This window comes from Pseudomonas orientalis (genome assembly GCF_001439815.1).
GTDB classification, from domain to species: domain Bacteria; phylum Pseudomonadota; class Gammaproteobacteria; order Pseudomonadales; family Pseudomonadaceae; genus Aquipseudomonas; species Aquipseudomonas orientalis.
The window spans coordinates 1-18,285 of the sequence record NZ_JYLM01000008.1; the positions used below are offsets into that span (position 1 = coordinate 1).

The 18,285-nt window shown below is 55.6% G+C and carries 14 protein-coding genes, 4 tRNA genes and 1 rRNA gene; all 19 read left to right on the forward strand.

Annotated elements, in window-relative coordinates:
* Window positions 1-74, forward strand: a 5S ribosomal RNA gene (rrf, locus tag TU82_RS29625); the annotation flags it as partial.
* Window positions 75-232: 158 nt separating this feature from the next.
* Window positions 233-1,192 (forward strand): bifunctional biotin--[acetyl-CoA-carboxylase] ligase/biotin operon repressor BirA, encoded by a 960-nt coding sequence (gene birA, locus TU82_RS19060; RefSeq protein ID WP_057724821.1) that lies wholly within the window; start codon window positions 233-235, stop codon window positions 1,190-1,192.
* Window positions 1,182-1,931: a pantothenate kinase gene (locus TU82_RS19065; protein ID WP_057724822.1), complete on the forward strand. Its 750-nt coding sequence runs from the start codon at window positions 1,182-1,184 to the stop codon at window positions 1,929-1,931. The genes birA and TU82_RS19065 overlap by 11 nt, the downstream gene beginning before the upstream one ends.
* Before the next feature lie 7 nt (window positions 1,932-1,938).
* Window positions 1,939-2,385, forward strand: coding sequence for a hypothetical protein (locus TU82_RS19070; protein WP_057724823.1), 447 nt, complete (start codon window positions 1,939-1,941; stop codon window positions 2,383-2,385).
* Window positions 2,386-2,526: 141 nt separating this feature from the next.
* Window positions 2,527-2,611, forward strand: a tRNA-Tyr gene (locus TU82_RS19075).
* A gap of 23 nt (window positions 2,612-2,634) precedes the next feature.
* A tRNA-Gly gene (locus TU82_RS19080) sits at window positions 2,635-2,708 on the forward strand.
* A gap of 25 nt (window positions 2,709-2,733) precedes the next feature.
* Window positions 2,734-2,809: transfer RNA gene (locus TU82_RS19085), tRNA-Thr, on the forward strand.
* 163 nt (window positions 2,810-2,972) lie between these two features.
* Window positions 2,973-3,048: transfer RNA gene (locus TU82_RS19090), tRNA-Trp, on the forward strand.
* A 45-nt stretch (window positions 3,049-3,093) separates the two neighbouring features.
* Window positions 3,094-3,462 (forward strand): preprotein translocase subunit SecE, encoded by a 369-nt coding sequence (gene secE / locus TU82_RS19095; protein WP_003194658.1) that lies wholly within the window; start codon window positions 3,094-3,096, stop codon window positions 3,460-3,462.
* A 9-nt stretch (window positions 3,463-3,471) separates the two neighbouring features.
* Window positions 3,472-4,005, forward strand: a complete 534-nt coding sequence (nusG, locus tag TU82_RS19100; protein ID WP_003176436.1) for a transcription termination/antitermination protein NusG — start codon at window positions 3,472-3,474, stop codon at window positions 4,003-4,005.
* Between the two features lie 116 nt (window positions 4,006-4,121).
* Window positions 4,122-4,553, forward strand: a complete 432-nt coding sequence (gene rplK / locus TU82_RS19105; RefSeq protein ID WP_003210097.1) for a 50S ribosomal protein L11 — start codon at window positions 4,122-4,124, stop codon at window positions 4,551-4,553.
* Entirely contained in the window at window positions 4,553-5,248 is a 696-nt protein-coding gene (gene rplA / locus TU82_RS19110; RefSeq protein ID WP_003176434.1) for a 50S ribosomal protein L1, read from the forward strand. Before rplK ends, rplA begins: the two co-directional genes overlap by 1 nt.
* Window positions 5,249-5,447: 199 nt before the next feature.
* The gene (rplJ, locus tag TU82_RS19115) at window positions 5,448-5,948 is read left to right on the forward strand and encodes a 50S ribosomal protein L10 (protein WP_015886139.1); all 501 of its coding nucleotides are present in this window, start codon (window positions 5,448-5,450) and stop codon (window positions 5,946-5,948) included.
* A gap of 78 nt (window positions 5,949-6,026) precedes the next feature.
* Window positions 6,027-6,392 (forward strand): 50S ribosomal protein L7/L12, encoded by a 366-nt coding sequence (gene rplL / locus TU82_RS19120; protein WP_003176432.1) that lies wholly within the window; start codon window positions 6,027-6,029, stop codon window positions 6,390-6,392.
* 219 nt (window positions 6,393-6,611) lie between these two features.
* Window positions 6,612-10,685 (forward strand): DNA-directed RNA polymerase subunit beta, encoded by a 4,074-nt coding sequence (gene rpoB / locus TU82_RS19125; protein WP_057724824.1) that lies wholly within the window; start codon window positions 6,612-6,614, stop codon window positions 10,683-10,685.
* Between the two features lie 64 nt (window positions 10,686-10,749).
* Window positions 10,750-14,949 (forward strand): DNA-directed RNA polymerase subunit beta', encoded by a 4,200-nt coding sequence (gene rpoC, locus TU82_RS19130; RefSeq protein ID WP_057724825.1) that lies wholly within the window; start codon window positions 10,750-10,752, stop codon window positions 14,947-14,949.
* Window positions 14,950-15,165: 216 nt separating this feature from the next.
* The gene (rpsL, locus tag TU82_RS19135; protein WP_002555494.1) at window positions 15,166-15,537 is read left to right on the forward strand and encodes a 30S ribosomal protein S12; all 372 of its coding nucleotides are present in this window, start codon (window positions 15,166-15,168) and stop codon (window positions 15,535-15,537) included.
* Window positions 15,538-15,655: 118 nt separating this feature from the next.
* A complete protein-coding gene (rpsG, locus tag TU82_RS19140) occupies window positions 15,656-16,126 on the forward strand; it encodes a 30S ribosomal protein S7 (RefSeq protein WP_002555493.1) in 471 nt (156 codons plus the stop codon).
* 30 nt (window positions 16,127-16,156) lie between these two features.
* On the forward strand, window positions 16,157-18,262 hold the full coding sequence (gene fusA / locus TU82_RS19145) for an elongation factor G (RefSeq protein WP_057724826.1): 2,106 nt from the start codon (window positions 16,157-16,159) through the stop codon (window positions 18,260-18,262).
* The last annotated feature ends 23 nt before the right edge of the window (window positions 18,263-18,285 follow it).

An 18,285-nucleotide genomic window follows, 5' to 3' on the forward strand; every position in this document is an offset into this window, starting at 1 on the left:
AACTCAGCAGTGAAACGATGCATCGCCGATGGTAGTGTGGGGTTTCCCCATGTGAGAGTAGGTCATCGTCAAGATTAAATTCCAGAACCCCAATTGCGAAAGCAGTTGGGGTTTTGTTTTGGGCGGTCGGAAAGTGCCGGGACGCTCGTTACGGCCTTGGGGCGTGCGGCCTTTCTATGCAATGCCCCTTCGCATGGCTATCATGCGTGCCTCATTGTGAGGCGATACCTGCATGCTTACGCTGTTAGAACTTCTGAAAGATGGCCGATTCCATTCCGGAGAGGCGCTGGGTGCCGCCCTGGGCATCAGCCGCAGCGCCGTATGGAAGCAGCTTCAGCTTCTTGAGGCCGAATTGAATCTACCTATTCATAAGGTGCGTGGTAAGGGTTACCAGTTAGCATCGCCACTGGTGTTTCTAAATGCTGGAGATATTTCGCGAAGTGCACCGTCGTTGTCGTGGCCTATTCATATTTATGACTCGATTGATTCCACCAACGCAGAGGCGTTGCGCATGGTTGATGTCGCGCGAGCTGCCCCGTTCCTGATATTGGCTGAGCAGCAAATGGCAGGGCGGGGCAGGCGCGGTCGAAAGTGGGTCAGTCCATTTGCCCAAAACATCTATTACAGCCTCGTCCTGCGTATTGAGGATGGCCTCCGACAGCTGGAAGGGCTAAGTCTTGTTGTTGGCTTGGCGGTCATTCAGGCTCTGCGAGAGTCTGGTGTTAAGGATGCCGTCTTGAAATGGCCCAACGACGTATTGGTCGGGCGCAAGAAAATTGCAGGGATATTGCTGGAGTTGGTGGGGGACCCCGCAGATATTTGTCATGTGGTTCTCGGTATCGGGATCAATGTGAATATGCAAAGGGCTGCCGAGGTAGATCAGCAATGGACATCGGTGCAGCTTGAGACAGGATCTGCCGCTGATCGTAACGCTCTGGTGGCCCAAGTCAGCGTGCAGCTCCAGCGCTACCTCGATCGGCACAGGGAGTCAGGCTTTGCAGCCCTCCAGGAGGAGTGGGAGCGAAATCATGCGTGGCAAGGGCGGGCGGTATCACTTATCGCGGGTGTGAATCGTGTTGATGGAGTGGTGCTCGGTGTTGATCGTCAAGGTGCGTTGCGCCTGGACGTTGGCGGCGTCGAGAAAATATACAGCGGTGGTGAGTTAAGCCTGAGGTTGCGTGATGATTCTTGAGCTCGACTGTGGGAATAGCTTTATCAAATGGCGCGTGCTTAATGTCGACAGGGTGGGCGCCTTCGCAGAGGGGGTCGTCGGTTCGAATGTCGCACTGATTGAAAGTTTGAGCGCAGTGCCAGGCATTTCGCTGACGCGTTGCCGGCTGGTGAGTGTTCGTGCCCTGGAGGAAACAAACAAGCTGGTCGAGACATTGATCGAGGCTTTTGGCATTACCGTCTCATGTGCGACCTCAGCCGTGGAAATGGCGGGCGTTCGCAACGGCTATGACGACTTTGAGCGGCTTGGTCTGGACCGTTGGCTGGCGATTCTTGGAGGGTACAAGCTGGCGTCCGGCCCGTGCCTGGTGTTGGATTTTGGTACCGCGGCGACTGCAGATTACATTGATATCAATGGCGAGCATTTGGGGGGATTCATTTGTCCTGGCCTGCCGCTTATGCGCAACCAGCTGCGCACCCATACGCGCAAGATACGCTACGACGATGCATCTGCCGAGCGCGCTCTGGAGCGTCTTTCACCTGGGCGTACAACGGCCGAGGCGGTCGAGCGTGGTTGTACACTGATGTTAAGAGGGTTTGTCCTCACCCAGATCGAACTTGCCAGGAGTTATTGGGGGGATGACTTCACGGTGTTTCTGACTGGCGGCGATGCCGATCTGGTCTTTGACACTGTGCCGCAGGCACGGCTTGTGCCGGATCTGGTATTTATTGGCCTGGCAATGGCGTGTCCTTTGCCCTGAGGTGCTTATGCGTTGGTTGTTTCTGCTTCTACTGATCCTCAACGTCTTTTATTACATATGGCATCAGCAAGAGGCGCCATTGCGCGCCAAGGATGTCACGCCTTTGAGCCTTTACCGTGGCCCCCAGCAGGACATACGACTGCTGAGTGAGACTTCCGAGGCGATGGCTCGCAGGGATCGGGCGAAAACGTCTGATACGCAAAATACCTGCTTGTACATTGGTGGGTTTGCCGATCAGCGTCAGGCGCAATCTGTCGAGCAGCGCCTCACCAGCCTGGATATAAAGGTCAAGGTTCAATTGCTGAACATGCCTGAAGCGACCGGTTACTGGCTTCGGGTGGCTCCTGAAAGCAGGCACCTGGCGGACGATCTGCCCTTTGAAAACCTTGCTAAGGAATTCAATGAGTTAAAACATAAAATAATGCTGTGCGAAGGCATTGCAACTCTCGGATAGTTTGCATAGAATGGCGCCCGCTTCGCAGTGAAGACCTTTTAGGTATTTGATGTGAGGCGGCGTCAACGCAGCTAACCTCATAATTTAAATGAGAAAATGCTTGACAGAAGGTCGGCGTGATGTAAAATGCCGGCTCGCTTAGGAGGGGTTCCCGAGCGGCCAAAGGGATCAGACTGTAAATCTGACGTCTACGACTTCGAAGGTTCGAATCCTTCCCCCTCCACCATTTTAGCGTGAGCTGCAAGCTCCGCGGGTATAGTTTAGTGGTAGAACCTCAGCCTTCCAAGCTGATGATGCGGGTTCGATTCCCGCTACCCGCTCCAAGTTTGCAGGTTGTGCAGGTGTTTTGCTCTTGTAGCTCAGTTGGTAGAGCACACCCTTGGTAAGGGTGAGGTCAGCGGTTCAAATCCGCTCAAGAGCTCCATATAACAAGGCAGATATGAAAATATCTGCCTTTGTTTTAACAGCTGCCTCGGCTTGTATCGTGTTGTTTCTGGCGTTGGATGTCAGGTGATTGCAAGTCTGTTGGGGTTGGTTGTTGTAAAGTCTTTTTCAGGCCTGCATAATGGTCGGCCTGATTTTGTTTTAGGTCAGTAGCTCAATTGGCAGAGCGACGGTCTCCAAAACCGTAGGTTGGGGGTTCGATTCCCTCCTGACCTGCCAGATTCACTTGGTGTGTCTGGCTTTCTTTTCACAGGATCTTCATAGATGACTCCTAAGGCTGAAGCTCAAAGCTCTCGTTTCGATCTGGTCAAGTGGCTCGCCGTAGTCGCGTTGGTGGTCGTAGGCGTTGTTGGCAATCAGTACTATTCTGCTTCGCCGATCCTGTACCGTGTTCTCGCTTTGCTGGCCCTTGCTGCTGTAGCTGCCTTTGTAGGCCTGCAGACTGCCAAAGGCAAGTCTTTCGCGGTCCTGGTAAAGGAAGCTCGCACTGAAATTCGTAAAGTCGTTTGGCCGACTCGCCAAGAAACCACACAGACCACATTGATTGTCGTGGCTGTTGTTCTGGTTATGGCGTTGCTGTTGTGGGGGCTCGATTCCCTGCTCGGCTGGCTTGTTTCCTTGATTGTTGGCTAAGGGTGTCCCGTGGCTAAGCGTTGGTACGTTGTGCATGCTTACTCGGGTTACGAGAAGCATGTTATGCGCTCTTTGCTGGAGCGCGTAAAGCTGGCAGGCATGGAAGATGGCTTCGGCGAAATTCTGGTTCCCACTGAAGAAGTGGTTGAAATGCGGAATGGCCAGAAGCGCAAGAGTGAGCGCAAGTTCTTCCCTGGCTACGTGCTGGTACAGATGGACATGAACGAAGGTACTTGGCACTTGGTCAAGGACACTCCTCGTGTCATGGGTTTCATTGGCGGTACTGCCGATAAGCCTGCGCCGATCACCGATAAAGAGGCGGAAGCGATTCTGCGTCGTGTTGCTGACGGTAGCGACAAGCCTAAGCCGAAGACTTTGTTCGAGCCGGGCGAGGTGGTTCGTGTCACAGATGGTCCGTTTGCTGATTTCAACGGCACTGTCGAAGAAGTTAACTACGAAAAGAGCCGGATCCAAGTGGCGGTGCTCATTTTCGGTCGCTCTACTCCGGTAGAGTTGGAGTTCAGCCAGGTCGAGAAGGTCTAGCTGAGCAAGCATCCCAACCCCACAGCCTAGGCTGTGGGGTTTTGTCGTCACTGGGATAAACGCGCAAGTAACCGGGGAGCCTTTCGAGGCGCTTGAACCCGTAATTGGAGTGCCTCATGGCCAAGAAGATTACCGCTTACATCAAGCTGCAAGTGAAGGCCGCTCAGGCCAACCCTAGCCCACCCGTCGGTCCAGCTCTGGGTCAGCACGGCGTGAACATCATGGAATTCTGCAAGGCCTTCAACGCCCGTACCCAGGGTATTGAGCCAGGTCTGCCGACTCCAGTGATCATCACTGTATACAGCGACCGTAGTTTCACTTTCGAAACCAAGTCGACTCCGGCTTCGGTTCTTCTGAAGAAAGCTGCTGGTCTGACCAGCGGTTCCGCTCGTCCGAACACCGTTAAGGTTGGCACCGTCACTCGTGCTCAGCTGGAAGAAATCGCGAAAACCAAAAACGCGGATCTGACTGCAGCTGATATGGATGCAGCCGTGCGTACCATCGCCGGTTCTGCTCGTAGCATGGGCCTTAACGTGGAGGGTGTGTAATGGCTAAGCTGACCAAGCGCCAAAAGGCTATCGCCGGCAAAATCGAAGCGGGCAAGTCCTACAACTTTGTAGACGCTGCTGCCCTGCTGACCGAGCTGTCGACTGTCAAGTTCAGCGAGTCCGTTGACGTTGCTGTGAACCTGGGTGTTGACCCACGTAAATCCGACCAGGTCGTTCGTAGCGCTACTGTGCTGCCACACGGTACTGGCAAGACTGTACGTGTTGCTGTCTTCACTCAAGGTCCGGCCGCTGAAGCTGCTCTGGCCGCCGGTGCCGATCGCGTTGGCATGGACGACCTGGCTGCCGAAATGAAAGGCGGCGACCTGAACTATGACGTTGTTATTGCCTCCCCGGATGCAATGCGCGTTGTAGGTCAGTTGGGTCAGATCCTGGGTCCTCGTGGCCTGATGCCTAACCCTAAAGTCGGCACCGTAACGCCAGACGTAGCCACCGCGGTTAAAAACGCCAAGGCTGGTCAGGTTCGTTATCGCACCGACAAAAACGGCATCATTCACACCTCCGTTGGCAAAGTCGGCTTTGATGCCGTCAAGCTGAAGGAAAACGTTGAAGCCCTGATCGCTGATCTCAAGCGTATCAAGCCTGCTTCCTCGAAAGGCATCTACGTCAAGCGCGTTACCCTGAGCACCACTATGGGCCCAGGTCTGGTCATCGACCAAGGCTCGCTGGACGTATAAGACACAGGTTGGCGCGAGCGATTGCGCCAATTGAAAGATTGGGGTCCCTGCCTGGCGGGGGCTATCCAAGACCGTAGGCGACGCAAGTCTTAAACCAACAAGCCTACGCAGATGGTGCTCCCGGTTCCTTACCGAATCAGACACCAAAACGACATCAGGCCTAGGCCAGATGAAACGGTAACAAGCAGGAGTTAAACCCGTGGCAATTAATCTCGAAGACAAGAAGGCCATCGTCGCTGAAGTCAACGAGGCTGCCAAAGCTGCTCTGTCCGCTGTCGTGGCTGATGCCCGTGGTGTGACAGTAAGCGCTATGACCGGACTCCGTAAAGAGGCTCGTGAAGCTGGCGTATACGTACGTGTTGTACGTAACACCCTGCTCAAGCGCGCTGTTGCTGACACTGAATACAGTGTCCTCAACGACGTGTTCACCGGCCCGACCCTGATTGCGTTCTCCACCGATCATCCAGGCGCTGCTGCCCGTTTGTTCAAAGAGTTCGCCAAGGGTCAGGACAAGTTCGAGATCAAGGCAGCTGCGTTCGAGGGCAAGTTCCTCGCAGCTAACCAAATCGACGTACTGGCAACACTGCCGACCCGTAACGAAGCCATTTCGCAGCTGATGAGCGTGATTCAAGGCGCTACCAGCAAGCTGGCTCGTACTCTGGCTGCAGTTCGCGAGCAAAAAGAAGCTGCCGCAGCCTAAGGCTGAGCAAATTCTCTCGCGTATTTTTGTTTATTTCGATGGCCGCGTAGGCCGTCCCCCAATTCAGGAAATACAGCAATGTCTATCTCCCAAGACGATATCCTCAACGCCGTAGCTGAAATGTCGGTTCTGCAGGTTGTTGAGCTGATCAAAGCTTTCGAAGAAAAATTCGGCGTTTCCGCTGCCGCTGCTTCCGCTGGCCCAGCTGTTGCTGCTGTTGCTGCTGAAGAGCAAACCGAATTCAACGTCATGCTGCTGGAAGCTGGCGAGAAGAAAGTAAACGTGATCAAGGCAGTACGTGAACTGACCGGTCTGGGCCTGAAAGAAGCCAAGGCTGTAGTTGACGGCGCTCCTGCCCAGGTTCTGGAAGCTGTGTCCAAAGACGCCGCTGACAAAGCCAAAGCTACTCTGGAAGAAGCAGGCGCTAAAGTCGAGCTGAAGTAAGCATCGACCTTGCGTCTCCAGCCCAAGCTTTAAGCTGAAGGCTGATGGCTGGTGGCTCTTGCCACCGGCCTTTTTCCGTTCTTGGCTGTCGACTCGGTCGCCGCCATTAACGCGCTGTAGCCACCCGATGCGGTGGTGCAAACCATGGGGTTTGCAAGATTTTCTGGCTGCTCCCGTCGGGAGGGCCAAACAAGCAGGTGACCAAGCTGGGGAACGCTGATGGCTTACTCATATACTGAGAAAAAACGTATCCGCAAGGACTTTAGCAAGTTGCCGGACGTCATGGATGTCCCGTACCTTCTGGCTATCCAGCTGGATTCGTATCGTGAATTCTTGCAGGCGGGAGCGACCAAAGATCAGTTCCGCGACGTGGGCCTGCATGCGGCCTTCAAATCCGTTTTCCCGATCATCAGCTACTCCGGCAATGCTGCGCTGGAGTACGTCGGTTATCGCCTGGGCGAACCGGCATTTGATGTCAAAGAATGCGTGTTGCGCGGTGTTACGTACGCCGTACCTTTGCGGGTAAAAGTCCGTCTGATCATTTTCGACAAAGAATCGTCGAACAAAGCGATCAAGGACATCAAAGAGCAAGAAGTCTACATGGGCGAAATCCCACTGATGACTGAAAACGGTACCTTCGTTATCAACGGTACCGAGCGCGTAATCGTTTCCCAGCTGCACCGTTCCCCGGGCGTGTTCTTCGACCACGACCGCGGCAAGACGCACAGCTCCGGTAAGCTCCTGTACTCCGCGCGGATCATTCCGTACCGCGGTTCGTGGTTGGACTTCGAGTTCGATCCGAAAGATTGCGTGTTCGTGCGTATCGACCGTCGTCGCAAGCTGCCGGCCTCGGTACTGCTGCGCGCGCTCGGCTATACCACTGAGCAAGTGCTGGATGCCTTCTACACCACCAACGTATTCAGTCTGAAGGATGAAACCCTCAAGCTGGAGCTGATCGCTTCGCGTCTGCGTGGTGAAATTGCCGTCCTGGACATCCAGGATGAAAAGGGCAAGGTCATTGTTGAAGCCGGCCGCCGTATCACCGCGCGCCACATCAACCAGATCGAAAAAGCCGGTCTCAAAGAGCTGGAAGTGCCGCTGGACTACGTCCTGGGCCGCACGACCGCCAAGGTCATCGTTCACCCGGCGACAGGCGAAATCCTGGCTGAGTGCAACACCGAGCTGAACACCGAGATCCTGGCCAAAATCGCCAAGGCTCAGGTCGTTCGCATCGAGACCCTGTACACCAACGACATCGACTGCGGTCCGTTCATCTCCGACACGCTGAAGATCGACTCCACCAGCAACCAATTGGAAGCGCTGGTCGAGATCTATCGCATGATGCGTCCGGGTGAGCCACCAACCAAAGACGCTGCCGAAACCCTGTTCAACAACCTGTTCTTCAGCCCTGAGCGCTATGACCTGTCTGCGGTCGGCCGGATGAAGTTCAACCGTCGTATCGGTCGTACCGAGATCGAAGGTTCGGGCGTGCTGTGCAAGGAAGACATCGTCGCGGTACTGAAGACCCTGGTCGACATCCGTAACGGTAAAGGCATCGTCGATGACATCGACCACTTGGGTAACCGTCGTGTTCGCTGCGTAGGCGAAATGGCCGAGAACCAGTTCCGCGTTGGCCTGGTACGTGTTGAGCGTGCGGTCAAGGAACGTCTGTCGATGGCTGAAAGCGAAGGCCTGATGCCGCAAGACCTGATCAACGCCAAGCCAGTGGCTGCCGCGGTGAAAGAGTTCTTCGGTTCCAGCCAGCTCTCGCAGTTCATGGACCAGAACAACCCGCTCTCCGAGATCACCCACAAGCGCCGTGTTTCCGCACTGGGCCCGGGCGGTCTGACCCGTGAGCGTGCCGGCTTTGAAGTCCGTGACGTACACCCGACGCACTATGGTCGTGTATGCCCGATCGAAACGCCGGAAGGTCCGAACATCGGTCTGATCAACTCCCTGGCCGCTTATGCGCGCACCAACCAGTACGGTTTCCTTGAGAGCCCGTACCGTGTGGTGAAGGAAGGTCTGGTTACCGACGAGATCGTCTTCCTGTCCGCCATCGAAGAAGCTGATCACGTGATCGCCCAAGCTTCGGCCACGATGAACGACAAGAAAGTCCTGATCGACGAGCTGGTAGCTGTTCGTCACTTGAACGAGTTCACCGTCAAGGCGCCGGAAGACGTCACCCTGATGGACGTTTCGCCCAAGCAGGTAGTGTCGGTTGCAGCGTCGCTGATCCCGTTCCTGGAACACGATGACGCCAACCGTGCGTTGATGGGTTCCAACATGCAGCGTCAAGCTGTACCGACCCTGCGCGCCGACAAGCCGCTGGTAGGTACCGGCATGGAGCGTAACGTAGCCCGTGACTCCGGCGTTTGCGTCGTGGCTCGTCGTGGCGGCGTGATCGACTCCGTTGATGCCAGCCGTATCGTGGTGCGTGTTGCCGATGACGAAGTTGAAACCGGTGAAGCCGGCGTCGACATCTACAACCTGACCAAATACACCCGTTCGAACCAGAACACCTGCATCAACCAGCGTCCGCTGGTGCGTAAGGGTGACCGCGTTCAGCGTAGCGACATCATGGCCGACGGCCCGTCCACCGATATGGGTGAGCTGGCACTGGGTCAGAACATGCGCATCGCGTTCATGGCCTGGAACGGTTACAACTTCGAAGACTCCATCTGTCTGTCGGAACGCGTTGTTCAAGAAGATCGCTTTACCACGATCCACATCCAGGAACTGACCTGTGTGGCACGTGACACCAAGCTTGGGCCAGAGGAAATCACTGCAGACATCCCTAACGTGGGTGAAGCTGCACTGAACAAGCTGGACGAAGCCGGTATCGTTTATGTAGGTGCTGAAGTTGGCGCAGGCGACATTCTGGTCGGTAAGGTCACTCCGAAAGGCGAGACCCAGCTGACGCCGGAAGAAAAACTGTTGCGTGCCATCTTCGGTGAAAAAGCCAGCGACGTTAAAGACACCTCCCTGCGTGTACCAACCGGTACCAAGGGTACTGTCATCGACGTACAGGTCTTCACCCGCGACGGCGTTGAGCGTGATGCTCGTGCACTGTCCATCGAGAAGACCCAGCTCGACGAGATCCGCAAGGACCTTAACGAAGAGTTCCGTATCGTTGAAGGCGCGACCTTCGAACGTCTGCGTTCCGCGCTGGTAGGCCACAAGGCTGAAGGCGGCGCAGGTCTGAAGAAAGGTCAGGACATCACCGACGAAATCCTCGACGGTCTTGAGCACGGCCAGTGGTTCAAACTGCGCATGGCTGAAGACGCTCTGAACGAGCAACTCGAGAAGGCCCAAGCCTATATCGTTGATCGCCGCCGTCTGCTGGACGACAAGTTCGAAGACAAGAAGCGCAAACTGCAGCAGGGCGATGACCTGGCTCCGGGCGTGCTGAAAATCGTCAAGGTTTACCTGGCAATCCGTCGCCGCATCCAGCCGGGCGACAAGATGGCCGGTCGTCACGGTAACAAAGGTGTGGTCTCCGTGATCATGCCGGTTGAAGACATGCCGCACGATGCCAATGGCACCCCGGTCGACGTCGTCCTCAACCCGTTGGGCGTACCTTCGCGTATGAACGTTGGTCAGATCCTCGAAACCCACCTGGGCCTCGCGGCCAAAGGTCTGGGCGAGAAGATCAACCGTATGATCGAAGAGCAGCGCAAGGTCGCTGACCTGCGTAAGTTCCTGCACGAGATCTACAACGAGATCGGCGGTCGCAACGAAGAGCTGGACACCTTCACCGACCAGGAAATCCTGGACCTGGCGAAGAACCTGCGCGGCGGCGTTCCAATGGCTACCCCGGTGTTCGACGGTGCCAAGGAAAGCGAAATCAAGGCCATGCTGAAATTGGCAGACCTGCCGGAAAGCGGCCAGATGCAGCTGTTCGATGGCCGTACCGGCAACAAGTTCGAGCGCCCGGTTACTGTTGGCTACATGTACATGCTGAAGCTGAACCACTTGGTAGACGACAAGATGCACGCTCGTTCTACCGGTTCTTACAGCCTGGTTACCCAGCAGCCGCTGGGTGGTAAGGCTCAGTTCGGTGGTCAGCGTTTCGGGGAGATGGAGGTCTGGGCACTGGAAGCATACGGTGCTGCATACACTCTGCAAGAAATGCTCACAGTGAAGTCGGACGATGTGAACGGTCGTACCAAGATGTACAAAAACATCGTGGACGGCGATCACCGTATGGAGCCGGGCATGCCCGAGTCTTTCAACGTGTTGATCAAAGAAATTCGTTCCCTCGGCATCGATATCGATCTGGAAACCGAATAACACGTGACGCGAATCGAGAGCGAGGCCGTTTGGCCCGCTCTCTGCTCCGCCAGGAGGAAAGGCCTTGAAAGACCTACTGAATTTGCTGAAAAACCAGGGTCAAGTCGAAGAGTTCGACGCCATCCGTATTGGATTGGCATCGCCTGAGATGATCCGTTCGTGGTCGTTCGGTGAAGTTAAAAAGCCGGAAACCATCAACTACCGTACGTTCAAACCCGAGCGTGACGGCCTGTTCTGCGCCAAGATCTTTGGCCCGGTCAAGGATTACGAGTGCCTGTGCGGTAAGTACAAGCGCTTGAAGCACCGTGGTGTGATCTGCGAGAAGTGCGGCGTTGAAGTCGCGCTGGCCAAGGTTCGTCGTGAGCGCATGGCGCACATCGAACTGGCTTCGCCGGTTGCCCACATCTGGTTCCTGAAATCGCTGCCGTCCCGTATCGGCTTGCTGATGGACATGACCCTGCGTGATATCGAACGCGTTCTCTACTTCGAGAGCTATGTCGTTATCGATCCAGGCATGACCACCCTTGAAAAAGGTCAGCTGCTCAATGACGAGCAGTACTTCGAAGCGCTGGAAGAGTTCGGCGACGATTTCGATGCCCGCATGGGTGCCGAGGCTGTCCGCGAGCTGCTGCACGCTATCGACCTGGAACACGAGATTGGCCGTCTGCGTGAAGAAATTCCGCAAACCAACTCCGAAACCAAAATCAAGAAGCTGTCCAAGCGTCTGAAGTTGATGGAAGCCTTCCAGGGTTCCGGCAACCTGCCAGAGTGGATGGTGCTGACCGTTCTGCCGGTTCTGCCGCCAGACCTGCGTCCGCTGGTGCCGTTGGACGGTGGTCGTTTCGCGACGTCCGACCTCAACGACCTGTACCGCCGCGTGATCAACCGTAACAACCGCTTGAAGCGTCTGCTCGATCTGTCCGCTCCGGACATCATCGTGCGCAACGAAAAGCGTATGTTGCAGGAGGCCGTCGACGCCTTGCTCGACAACGGTCGTCGTGGCCGTGCTATCACCGGTTCCAACAAGCGTCCTCTGAAATCCCTAGCTGACATGATCAAGGGTAAGCAGGGTCGTTTCCGTCAGAACTTGCTCGGTAAGCGTGTTGACTACTCCGGTCGCTCGGTAATTACCGTAGGCCCGACCCTGCGTCTGCACCAGTGCGGTCTGCCCAAGAAAATGGCACTTGAGCTGTTCAAGCCATTCATCTTCGGCAAGCTGGAAATGCGCGGTCTCGCGACCACCATCAAAGCGGCCAAGAAAATGGTCGAGCGCGAACTGCCAGAGGTTTGGGACGTTCTCGCCGAAGTGATCCGCGAACACCCGGTTCTTCTCAACCGTGCACCGACCCTTCACCGTCTGGGTATCCAGGCGTTTGAACCGGTACTGATCGAAGGCAAGGCTATCCAGCTGCACCCTCTGGTCTGTGCTGCGTACAACGCCGACTTCGACGGCGACCAAATGGCCGTGCACGTACCGCTGACACTGGAAGCCCAGTTGGAAGCGCGTGCGTTGATGATGTCGACCAACAACATTCTGTCGCCAGCCAACGGTGAGCCAATCATCGTTCCGTCGCAGGACGTTGTATTGGGTCTGTACTACATGACCCGTGAAGCGATCAACGCCAAGGGCGAAGGTCGTGTGTTCGCTGACCTGCAGGAAGTTGACCGGGTGTTCCGTGCCGGCGAAGCCGCACTGCACGCCAAGGTCAAAGTGCGGATCCACGAAACCGTCAACGACCGTGACGGCGGCAGCGTGAGCAACGTTCGTATCGTCGACACTACGGTTGGCCGTGCGCTGTTGTATCAAGTTGTGCCGAAAGGTCTGTCGTACGACGTCGTCAACCTGCCGATGAAGAAAAAGGCGATCTCCAAGCTGATCAACCAGTGCTACCGCGTGGTTGGTCTGAAAGAGACCGTGATCTTCGCTGACCAGTTGATGTACACAGGTTTCGCTTATTCGACTATCTCTGGCGTTTCCATCGGTGTTAACGACTTCGTTATCCCGGATGAAAAAGCCCGCATCATCGCGGCTGCTACCGATGAAGTGAAAGAGATCGAAAGCCAGTACGCCTCGGGCCTGGTTACACAGGGCGAGAAGTACAACAAAGTGATCGACCTTTGGTCCAAGGCCAACGACGAAGTTTCCAAGGCGATGATGGCCAACCTCTCGAAAGAGAAAGTCATCGACCGTCATGGCGACGAAGTTGACCAGGAATCCTTCAACTCGATGTACATGATGGCCGACTCGGGCGCACGGGGTTCTGCTGCGCAGATCCGTCAGCTCGCCGGTATGCGTGGCCTGATGGCCAAGCCGGACGGTTCCATCATCGAAACGCCGATTACCGCGAACTTCCGTGAAGGTTTGAGCGTACTCCAGTACTTCATCTCCACTCACGGTGCTCGTAAGGGTCTGGCGGATACCGCGTTGAAAACCGCTAACTCCGGTTACCTGACACGTCGTCTGGTAGACGTTGCACAAGATCTGGTAGTAACCGAGATCGATTGCGGCACCGAGCACGGCTTGCTGATGACGCCGCACATTGAAGGCGGTGACGTTGTAGAGCCGCTGGGTGAGCGCGTATTGGGTCGTGTGATTGCCCGTGACGTGTTCAAGCCAGGTACCGAGGAAGTTATCGTTCCTGCCGGCACGCTGGTAGATGAAAAGTGGGTCGAGTTCATCGAACTCAACAGCATCGACGAAGTGATCGTTCGCTCGCCGATCAGCTGCGAAACCCGCTATGGCATCTGCGCCAAGTGCTACGGCCGTGACTTGGCTCGTGGTCATCAGGTGAACATCGGTGAAGCGGTCGGCGTTATCGCCGCCCAGTCCATCGGTGAGCCGGGTACCCAGCTGACCATGCGTACGTTCCACATCGGTGGTGCGGCAAGCCGGACCTCCGCAGCCGACAGTGTTCAGGTGAAGAATGGTGGTACCGTCCGCCTGCACAACCTGAAACATGTTGAGCGAGTGGATGGCCACCTGGTTGCCGTGTCCCGTTCCGGTGAGCTGGCAATCGCTGATGACTACGGTCGTGAGCGTGAGCGTTACAAGCTGCCGTACGGTGCTGTGATTTCGGTTAAAGAAGGTGACAAGGTCGACGCTGGCGCAATCGTGGCCAAGTGGGATCCGCACACTCACCCAATCGTTACCGAAATGAAAGGTACCGTGACCTACGTGGGCATGGAAGAAGGCATCACGATCAAGCGTCAGACTGACGAATTGACCGGTATGACCAACATTGAAGTACTCGACGCCAAAGATCGTCCAGCTGCCGGTAAAGACATCCGTCCTGCCGTGAAGATGGTCGACGACAACGGCAAGGACCTTTTGCTGCCAGGCACTGACGTAATCGCTCAGTACTTCCTGCCAGCCAACGCCCTGGTCGGTGTGGCGGATGGTGCGAAGATCGCGATCGGTGATGTTATCGCGCGTATCCCGCAAGAAACTTCGAAGACCCGTGACATCACCGGTGGTCTGCCGCGTGTTGCCGACTTGTTCGAAGCGCGTCGTCCGAAAGAAGCGTCGATCCTGGCTGAGGTCAGCGGCACCATCGCGTTCGGTAAGGAAACCAAAGGCAAGCGCCGTTTGGTCATTACCCCGAACGACGGTAGCGATCCGTACGAAGAGCTGATTCCGAAGTGGCGTCACCTGAACGTCTTCGAAGGCGAACAGGTAAACCGCGGCGAAGTTATCTCCGACGGCCCGAGCGATCCACACGACATCCTGCGTCTGTTGGGTGTGAGTGCGCTGGCCAAGTACATCGTTAACGAGATCCAGGACGTTTACCGTCTGCAAGGCGTGAAGATCAACGACAAGCACATCGAGACCATCCTGCGTCAGATGCTGCGTAAAGTTGAAATCGCTGAATCCGGCGATTCCAGTTTCATCAAGGGCGACCAGATGGAACTGACTCACGTACTGGTAGAGAACGAGCGTCTGGGCGCGGATGACAAGTTTGTCTCCAAGTTCACTCGCGTGCTGCTGGGTATCACCAAGGCGTCGTTGTCCACTGAGTCGTTCATCTCGGCGGCCTCCTTCCAGGAGACCACTCGCGTACTGACCGAAGCAGCGGTAACCGGCAAGCGCGATTACCTGCGCGGCCTGAAAGAAAACGTAGTCGTGGGTCGTTTGATCCCGGCCGGTACCGGTTTGGCTTACCACAGCGAGCGCAAGCGCCGCCGTGATGCTGACAAACCGTTGCGCGTAAGCGCCAGTGAAGTGGAAGCTGCACTGACCGAAGCGTTGAACTCAAGCGGTAACTGAGTTCTGCAGTAGATGAGACTGGGCCCTGGCACCCCCATTCGTCGGATCGAGGCATATATGCACCGATTCGACGGGAGGGGAGGTCGGGGCCTTGCCTTGACTGGGGACAAGATCCTCTTTAGACTCTTGTACCCCTAAATTTGGCGGGAATTCGTTCCTGCCATTTTGCTTTTCTTGCAAGACAATAGCGTCGCAAGACAACAGTGGAGCTAGTAGATGGCAACTATCAACCAGCTGGTACGTCAGCCGCGTAAGCGTATCGTCGAGAAATCCGACGTGCCTGCGCTGCAGAACTGCCCGCAACGTCGTGGCGTATGCACCCGTGTGTATACCACCACGCCGAAAAAACCTAACTCGGCACTGCGTAAAGTATGCCGTGTGCGCCTGACCAACGGTTTCGAGGTTTCCTCGTACATCGGTGGTGAAGGCCACAACCTGCAAGAGCACAGCGTGGTACTGATCCGCGGCGGTCGTGTAAAAGACTTGCCAGGTGTTCGTTATCACACCGTACGCGGCTCCTTGGATACTTCCGGCGTTAAAGGTCGTAACCAGGGTCGTTCGAAGTACGGTACCAAGAAGCCTAAGTAGTAGCGGCTTTTTGTAAAACTGAATCATCTTATTTTCTGAGTCGATAAGAGTAAGGTCGGAGGCGTCCCGAAAGGGCACCGATTCCGAGCGAACCTGAAGACCGTTTGAGGGCTTATCCATGCCAAGAAGACGCGTAGCAGCCAAGCGCGAAGTGCTTGACGATCCAAAATACGGAAGCCAAATTCTGGCCAAGTTCATGAACCACGTGATGGAAAGCGGCAAGAAAGCCGTTGCCGAGCGTATCGTTTATGGCGCGCTGGAAAAGGTTAAAGAACGCAAGAATAGCGACCCCCTGGAAATCTTCGAGAAAGCTCTCGACGCCATCGCTCCGCTGGTCGAAGTGAAGTCGCGCCGTGTAGGCGGTGCTACTTACCAGGTTCCGGTTGAAGTTCGTCCGTCCCGTCGTAACGCTCTGGCAATGCGCTGGTTGGTAGACTTCGCCCGTAAGCGCGGCGAGAAGTCTATGGCTCTGCGTTTGGCCGGCGAACTGTTGGACGCTGCTGAAGGTAAAGGTGCTGCTGTTAAGAAGCGTGAAGACGTGCACCGTATGGCTGAAGCTAACAAAGCTTTCTCGCACTACCGCTTCTAATTTTAGCTTCACTAATTTTGCGAGGGCTTTATGGCTCGTACTACTCCGATTAGCCGCTACCGTAACATCGGTATCGTCGCTCACGTGGATGCTGGTAAAACCACCACTACCGAGCGCGTGCTGTTTTACACCGGCAAAAGTCACAAGATGGGCGAGGTGCATGACGGCGCCGCGACCACAGACTGGATGGTTCAGGAGCAGGAGCGTGGTATTACCATTACTTCTGCTGCCATTACCGCCTTCTGGAAAGGTTCCGAGAAGCAGTACAAAGATGAGCACCGCTTCAACGTAATCGATACCCCGGGCCACGTAGACTTCACCATCGAAGTTGAACGTTCCCTGCGCGTACTCGACGGCGCTGTCGTTGTGTTCTGCGGTACCTCGGGTGTTGAGCCACAGTCGGAAACCGTATGGCGTCAAGCCAACAAATACGGCGTTCCACGTCTTGTTTACGTAAACAAGATGGACCGTGCCGGTGCGAACTTCCTGCGCGTGATCGGTCAGATTAAGCAGCGCTTGGGTCACACCCCGGTGCCAATCCAGTTGGCTATCGGTTCCGAAGATAATTTCCAGGGCCAGATCGATCTGCTGACCATGGAAGCTGTCTACTGGAACGATGCCGACAAAGGTATGGTTCCTGTTCGCAAGCCTATCCCTGCTGAGCTGCAGGAACTGGCTGACGAATGGCGCAACAACATGGTTGAAGCTGCGGCCGAAGCCAACGAAGAGTTGATGAACAAGTACCTCGAAGGTGAAGAACTCACCAACGCGGAAATCAAGGCCGCTCTGCGTCAGCGTACTATCGCTGGCGAAATCGTCCTGGCTGTTTGCGGCTCCTCGTTCAAGAACAAGGGCGTTCCCCTGGTTCTCGATGCTGTGATCGACTACCTGCCGGCGCCGGTTGATATTCCTGCCATCAAGGGTACCGACCCGGATGACGAGACTATCGAGCTGGAGCGTCATGCAGACGACGCAGAACCGTTCTCCGCTCTGGCATTTAAAATTGCCACTGACCCATTCGTGGGTACCTTGACCTTCGTCCGCGTTTACTCGGGCGTGTTGAACTCCGGCGACGGCGTGATCAACTCGGTTAAAGGCAAGAAAGAGCGCGTGGGTCGTATGGTGCAAATGCACGCAAACGCCCGCGAAGAGATCAAGGAAGTACGCGCTGGCGACATCGCGGCCTTGATCGGCATGAAGGACGTCACCACTGGTGAAACCTTGTGCAACGCTGACAAGCCAATCATTCTGGTTCGCATGGACTTCCCGGAGCCGGTTATTTCGGTTGCCGTAGAGCCTAAGACCAAGGATGACCAGGAAAAAATGGGTATCGCTCTGGGCAAGCTTGCTCAGGAAGATCCATCTTTCCGCGTCAAGACTGATGAAGAGACTGGTCAAACGATCATCTCCGGCATGGGCGAGCTTCACCTGGACATCCTGGTTGACCGGATGCGCCGTGAGTTCAACGTCGAAGCCAACATCGGTAAGCCTCAGGTTTCCTATCGTGAGCGCATCACGAAGAACTGTGAAATCGAAGGCAAGTTCGTTCGTCAGTCCGGCGGTCGTGGTCAGTTCGGTCACTGCTGGATCCGTTTTGCTCCTGCTGACGAAGGTCAGGAAGGTCTGCAATTCGTGAACGAAGTAGTAGGTGGTGTGGTTCCTAAGGAATACATCCCTGCTATCCAGAAGGGTATCGAAGAGCAGATGAAGAACGGTGTTGTTGCCGGCTATCCGCTGATCGGCCTGAAAGCAACCGTTTTTGACGGTTCTTACCACGACGTCGACTCCAACGAGATGGCGTTTAAGGTGGCTGCCTCCATGGCAACCAAGCAACTGGCCCAGAAGGGCGGTGGTGAGTTGCTTGAGCCAATCATGGCGGTAGAAGTTGTTACACCTGAAGACTATATGGGTGATGTCATGGGCGACCTTAACCGTCGTCGCGGCATGATCTTGGGTATGGAAGACACGGTTTCCGGCAAAGTGATTCGCGCCGAGGTTCCGTTGGGTGAGATGTTCGGTTATGCGACCGATGTTCGCTCCATGTCTCAGGGTCGCGCAAGCTACTCTATGGAATTCAAAAAATACAACACAGCTCCGGCGCACATCGCTGAAACTGTATCCAAAAAACAAGGCTGATTCAGTCCTTTAGGCAAGGAGTT

Excerpts from the sequence above, each read along its gene's own strand:
- birA (WP_057724821.1), top strand. The coding sequence starts at position 233 with ATGCTTACGCTGTTAGAACTTCTGAAAGATGGCCGATTCCATTCCGGA.
- TU82_RS19065 (WP_057724822.1), top strand. The coding sequence starts at position 1,182 with ATGATTCTTGAGCTCGACTGTGGGAATAGCTTTATCAAATGGCGCGTG.
- TU82_RS19070 (WP_057724823.1), top strand. The coding sequence starts at position 1,939 with ATGCGTTGGTTGTTTCTGCTTCTACTGATCCTCAACGTCTTTTATTAC.
- secE (WP_003194658.1), top strand. The coding sequence starts at position 3,094 with ATGACTCCTAAGGCTGAAGCTCAAAGCTCTCGTTTCGATCTGGTCAAG.
- rplK (WP_003210097.1), top strand. The coding sequence starts at position 4,122 with ATGGCCAAGAAGATTACCGCTTACATCAAGCTGCAAGTGAAGGCCGCT.
- rplA (WP_003176434.1), top strand. The coding sequence starts at position 4,553 with ATGGCTAAGCTGACCAAGCGCCAAAAGGCTATCGCCGGCAAAATCGAA.
- rplL (WP_003176432.1), top strand. The coding sequence starts at position 6,027 with ATGTCTATCTCCCAAGACGATATCCTCAACGCCGTAGCTGAAATGTCG.
- rpoB (WP_057724824.1), top strand. The coding sequence starts at position 6,612 with ATGGCTTACTCATATACTGAGAAAAAACGTATCCGCAAGGACTTTAGC.
- rpsL (WP_002555494.1), top strand. The coding sequence starts at position 15,166 with ATGGCAACTATCAACCAGCTGGTACGTCAGCCGCGTAAGCGTATCGTC.
- rpsG (WP_002555493.1), top strand. The coding sequence starts at position 15,656 with ATGCCAAGAAGACGCGTAGCAGCCAAGCGCGAAGTGCTTGACGATCCA.
- fusA (WP_057724826.1), top strand. The coding sequence starts at position 16,157 with ATGGCTCGTACTACTCCGATTAGCCGCTACCGTAACATCGGTATCGTC.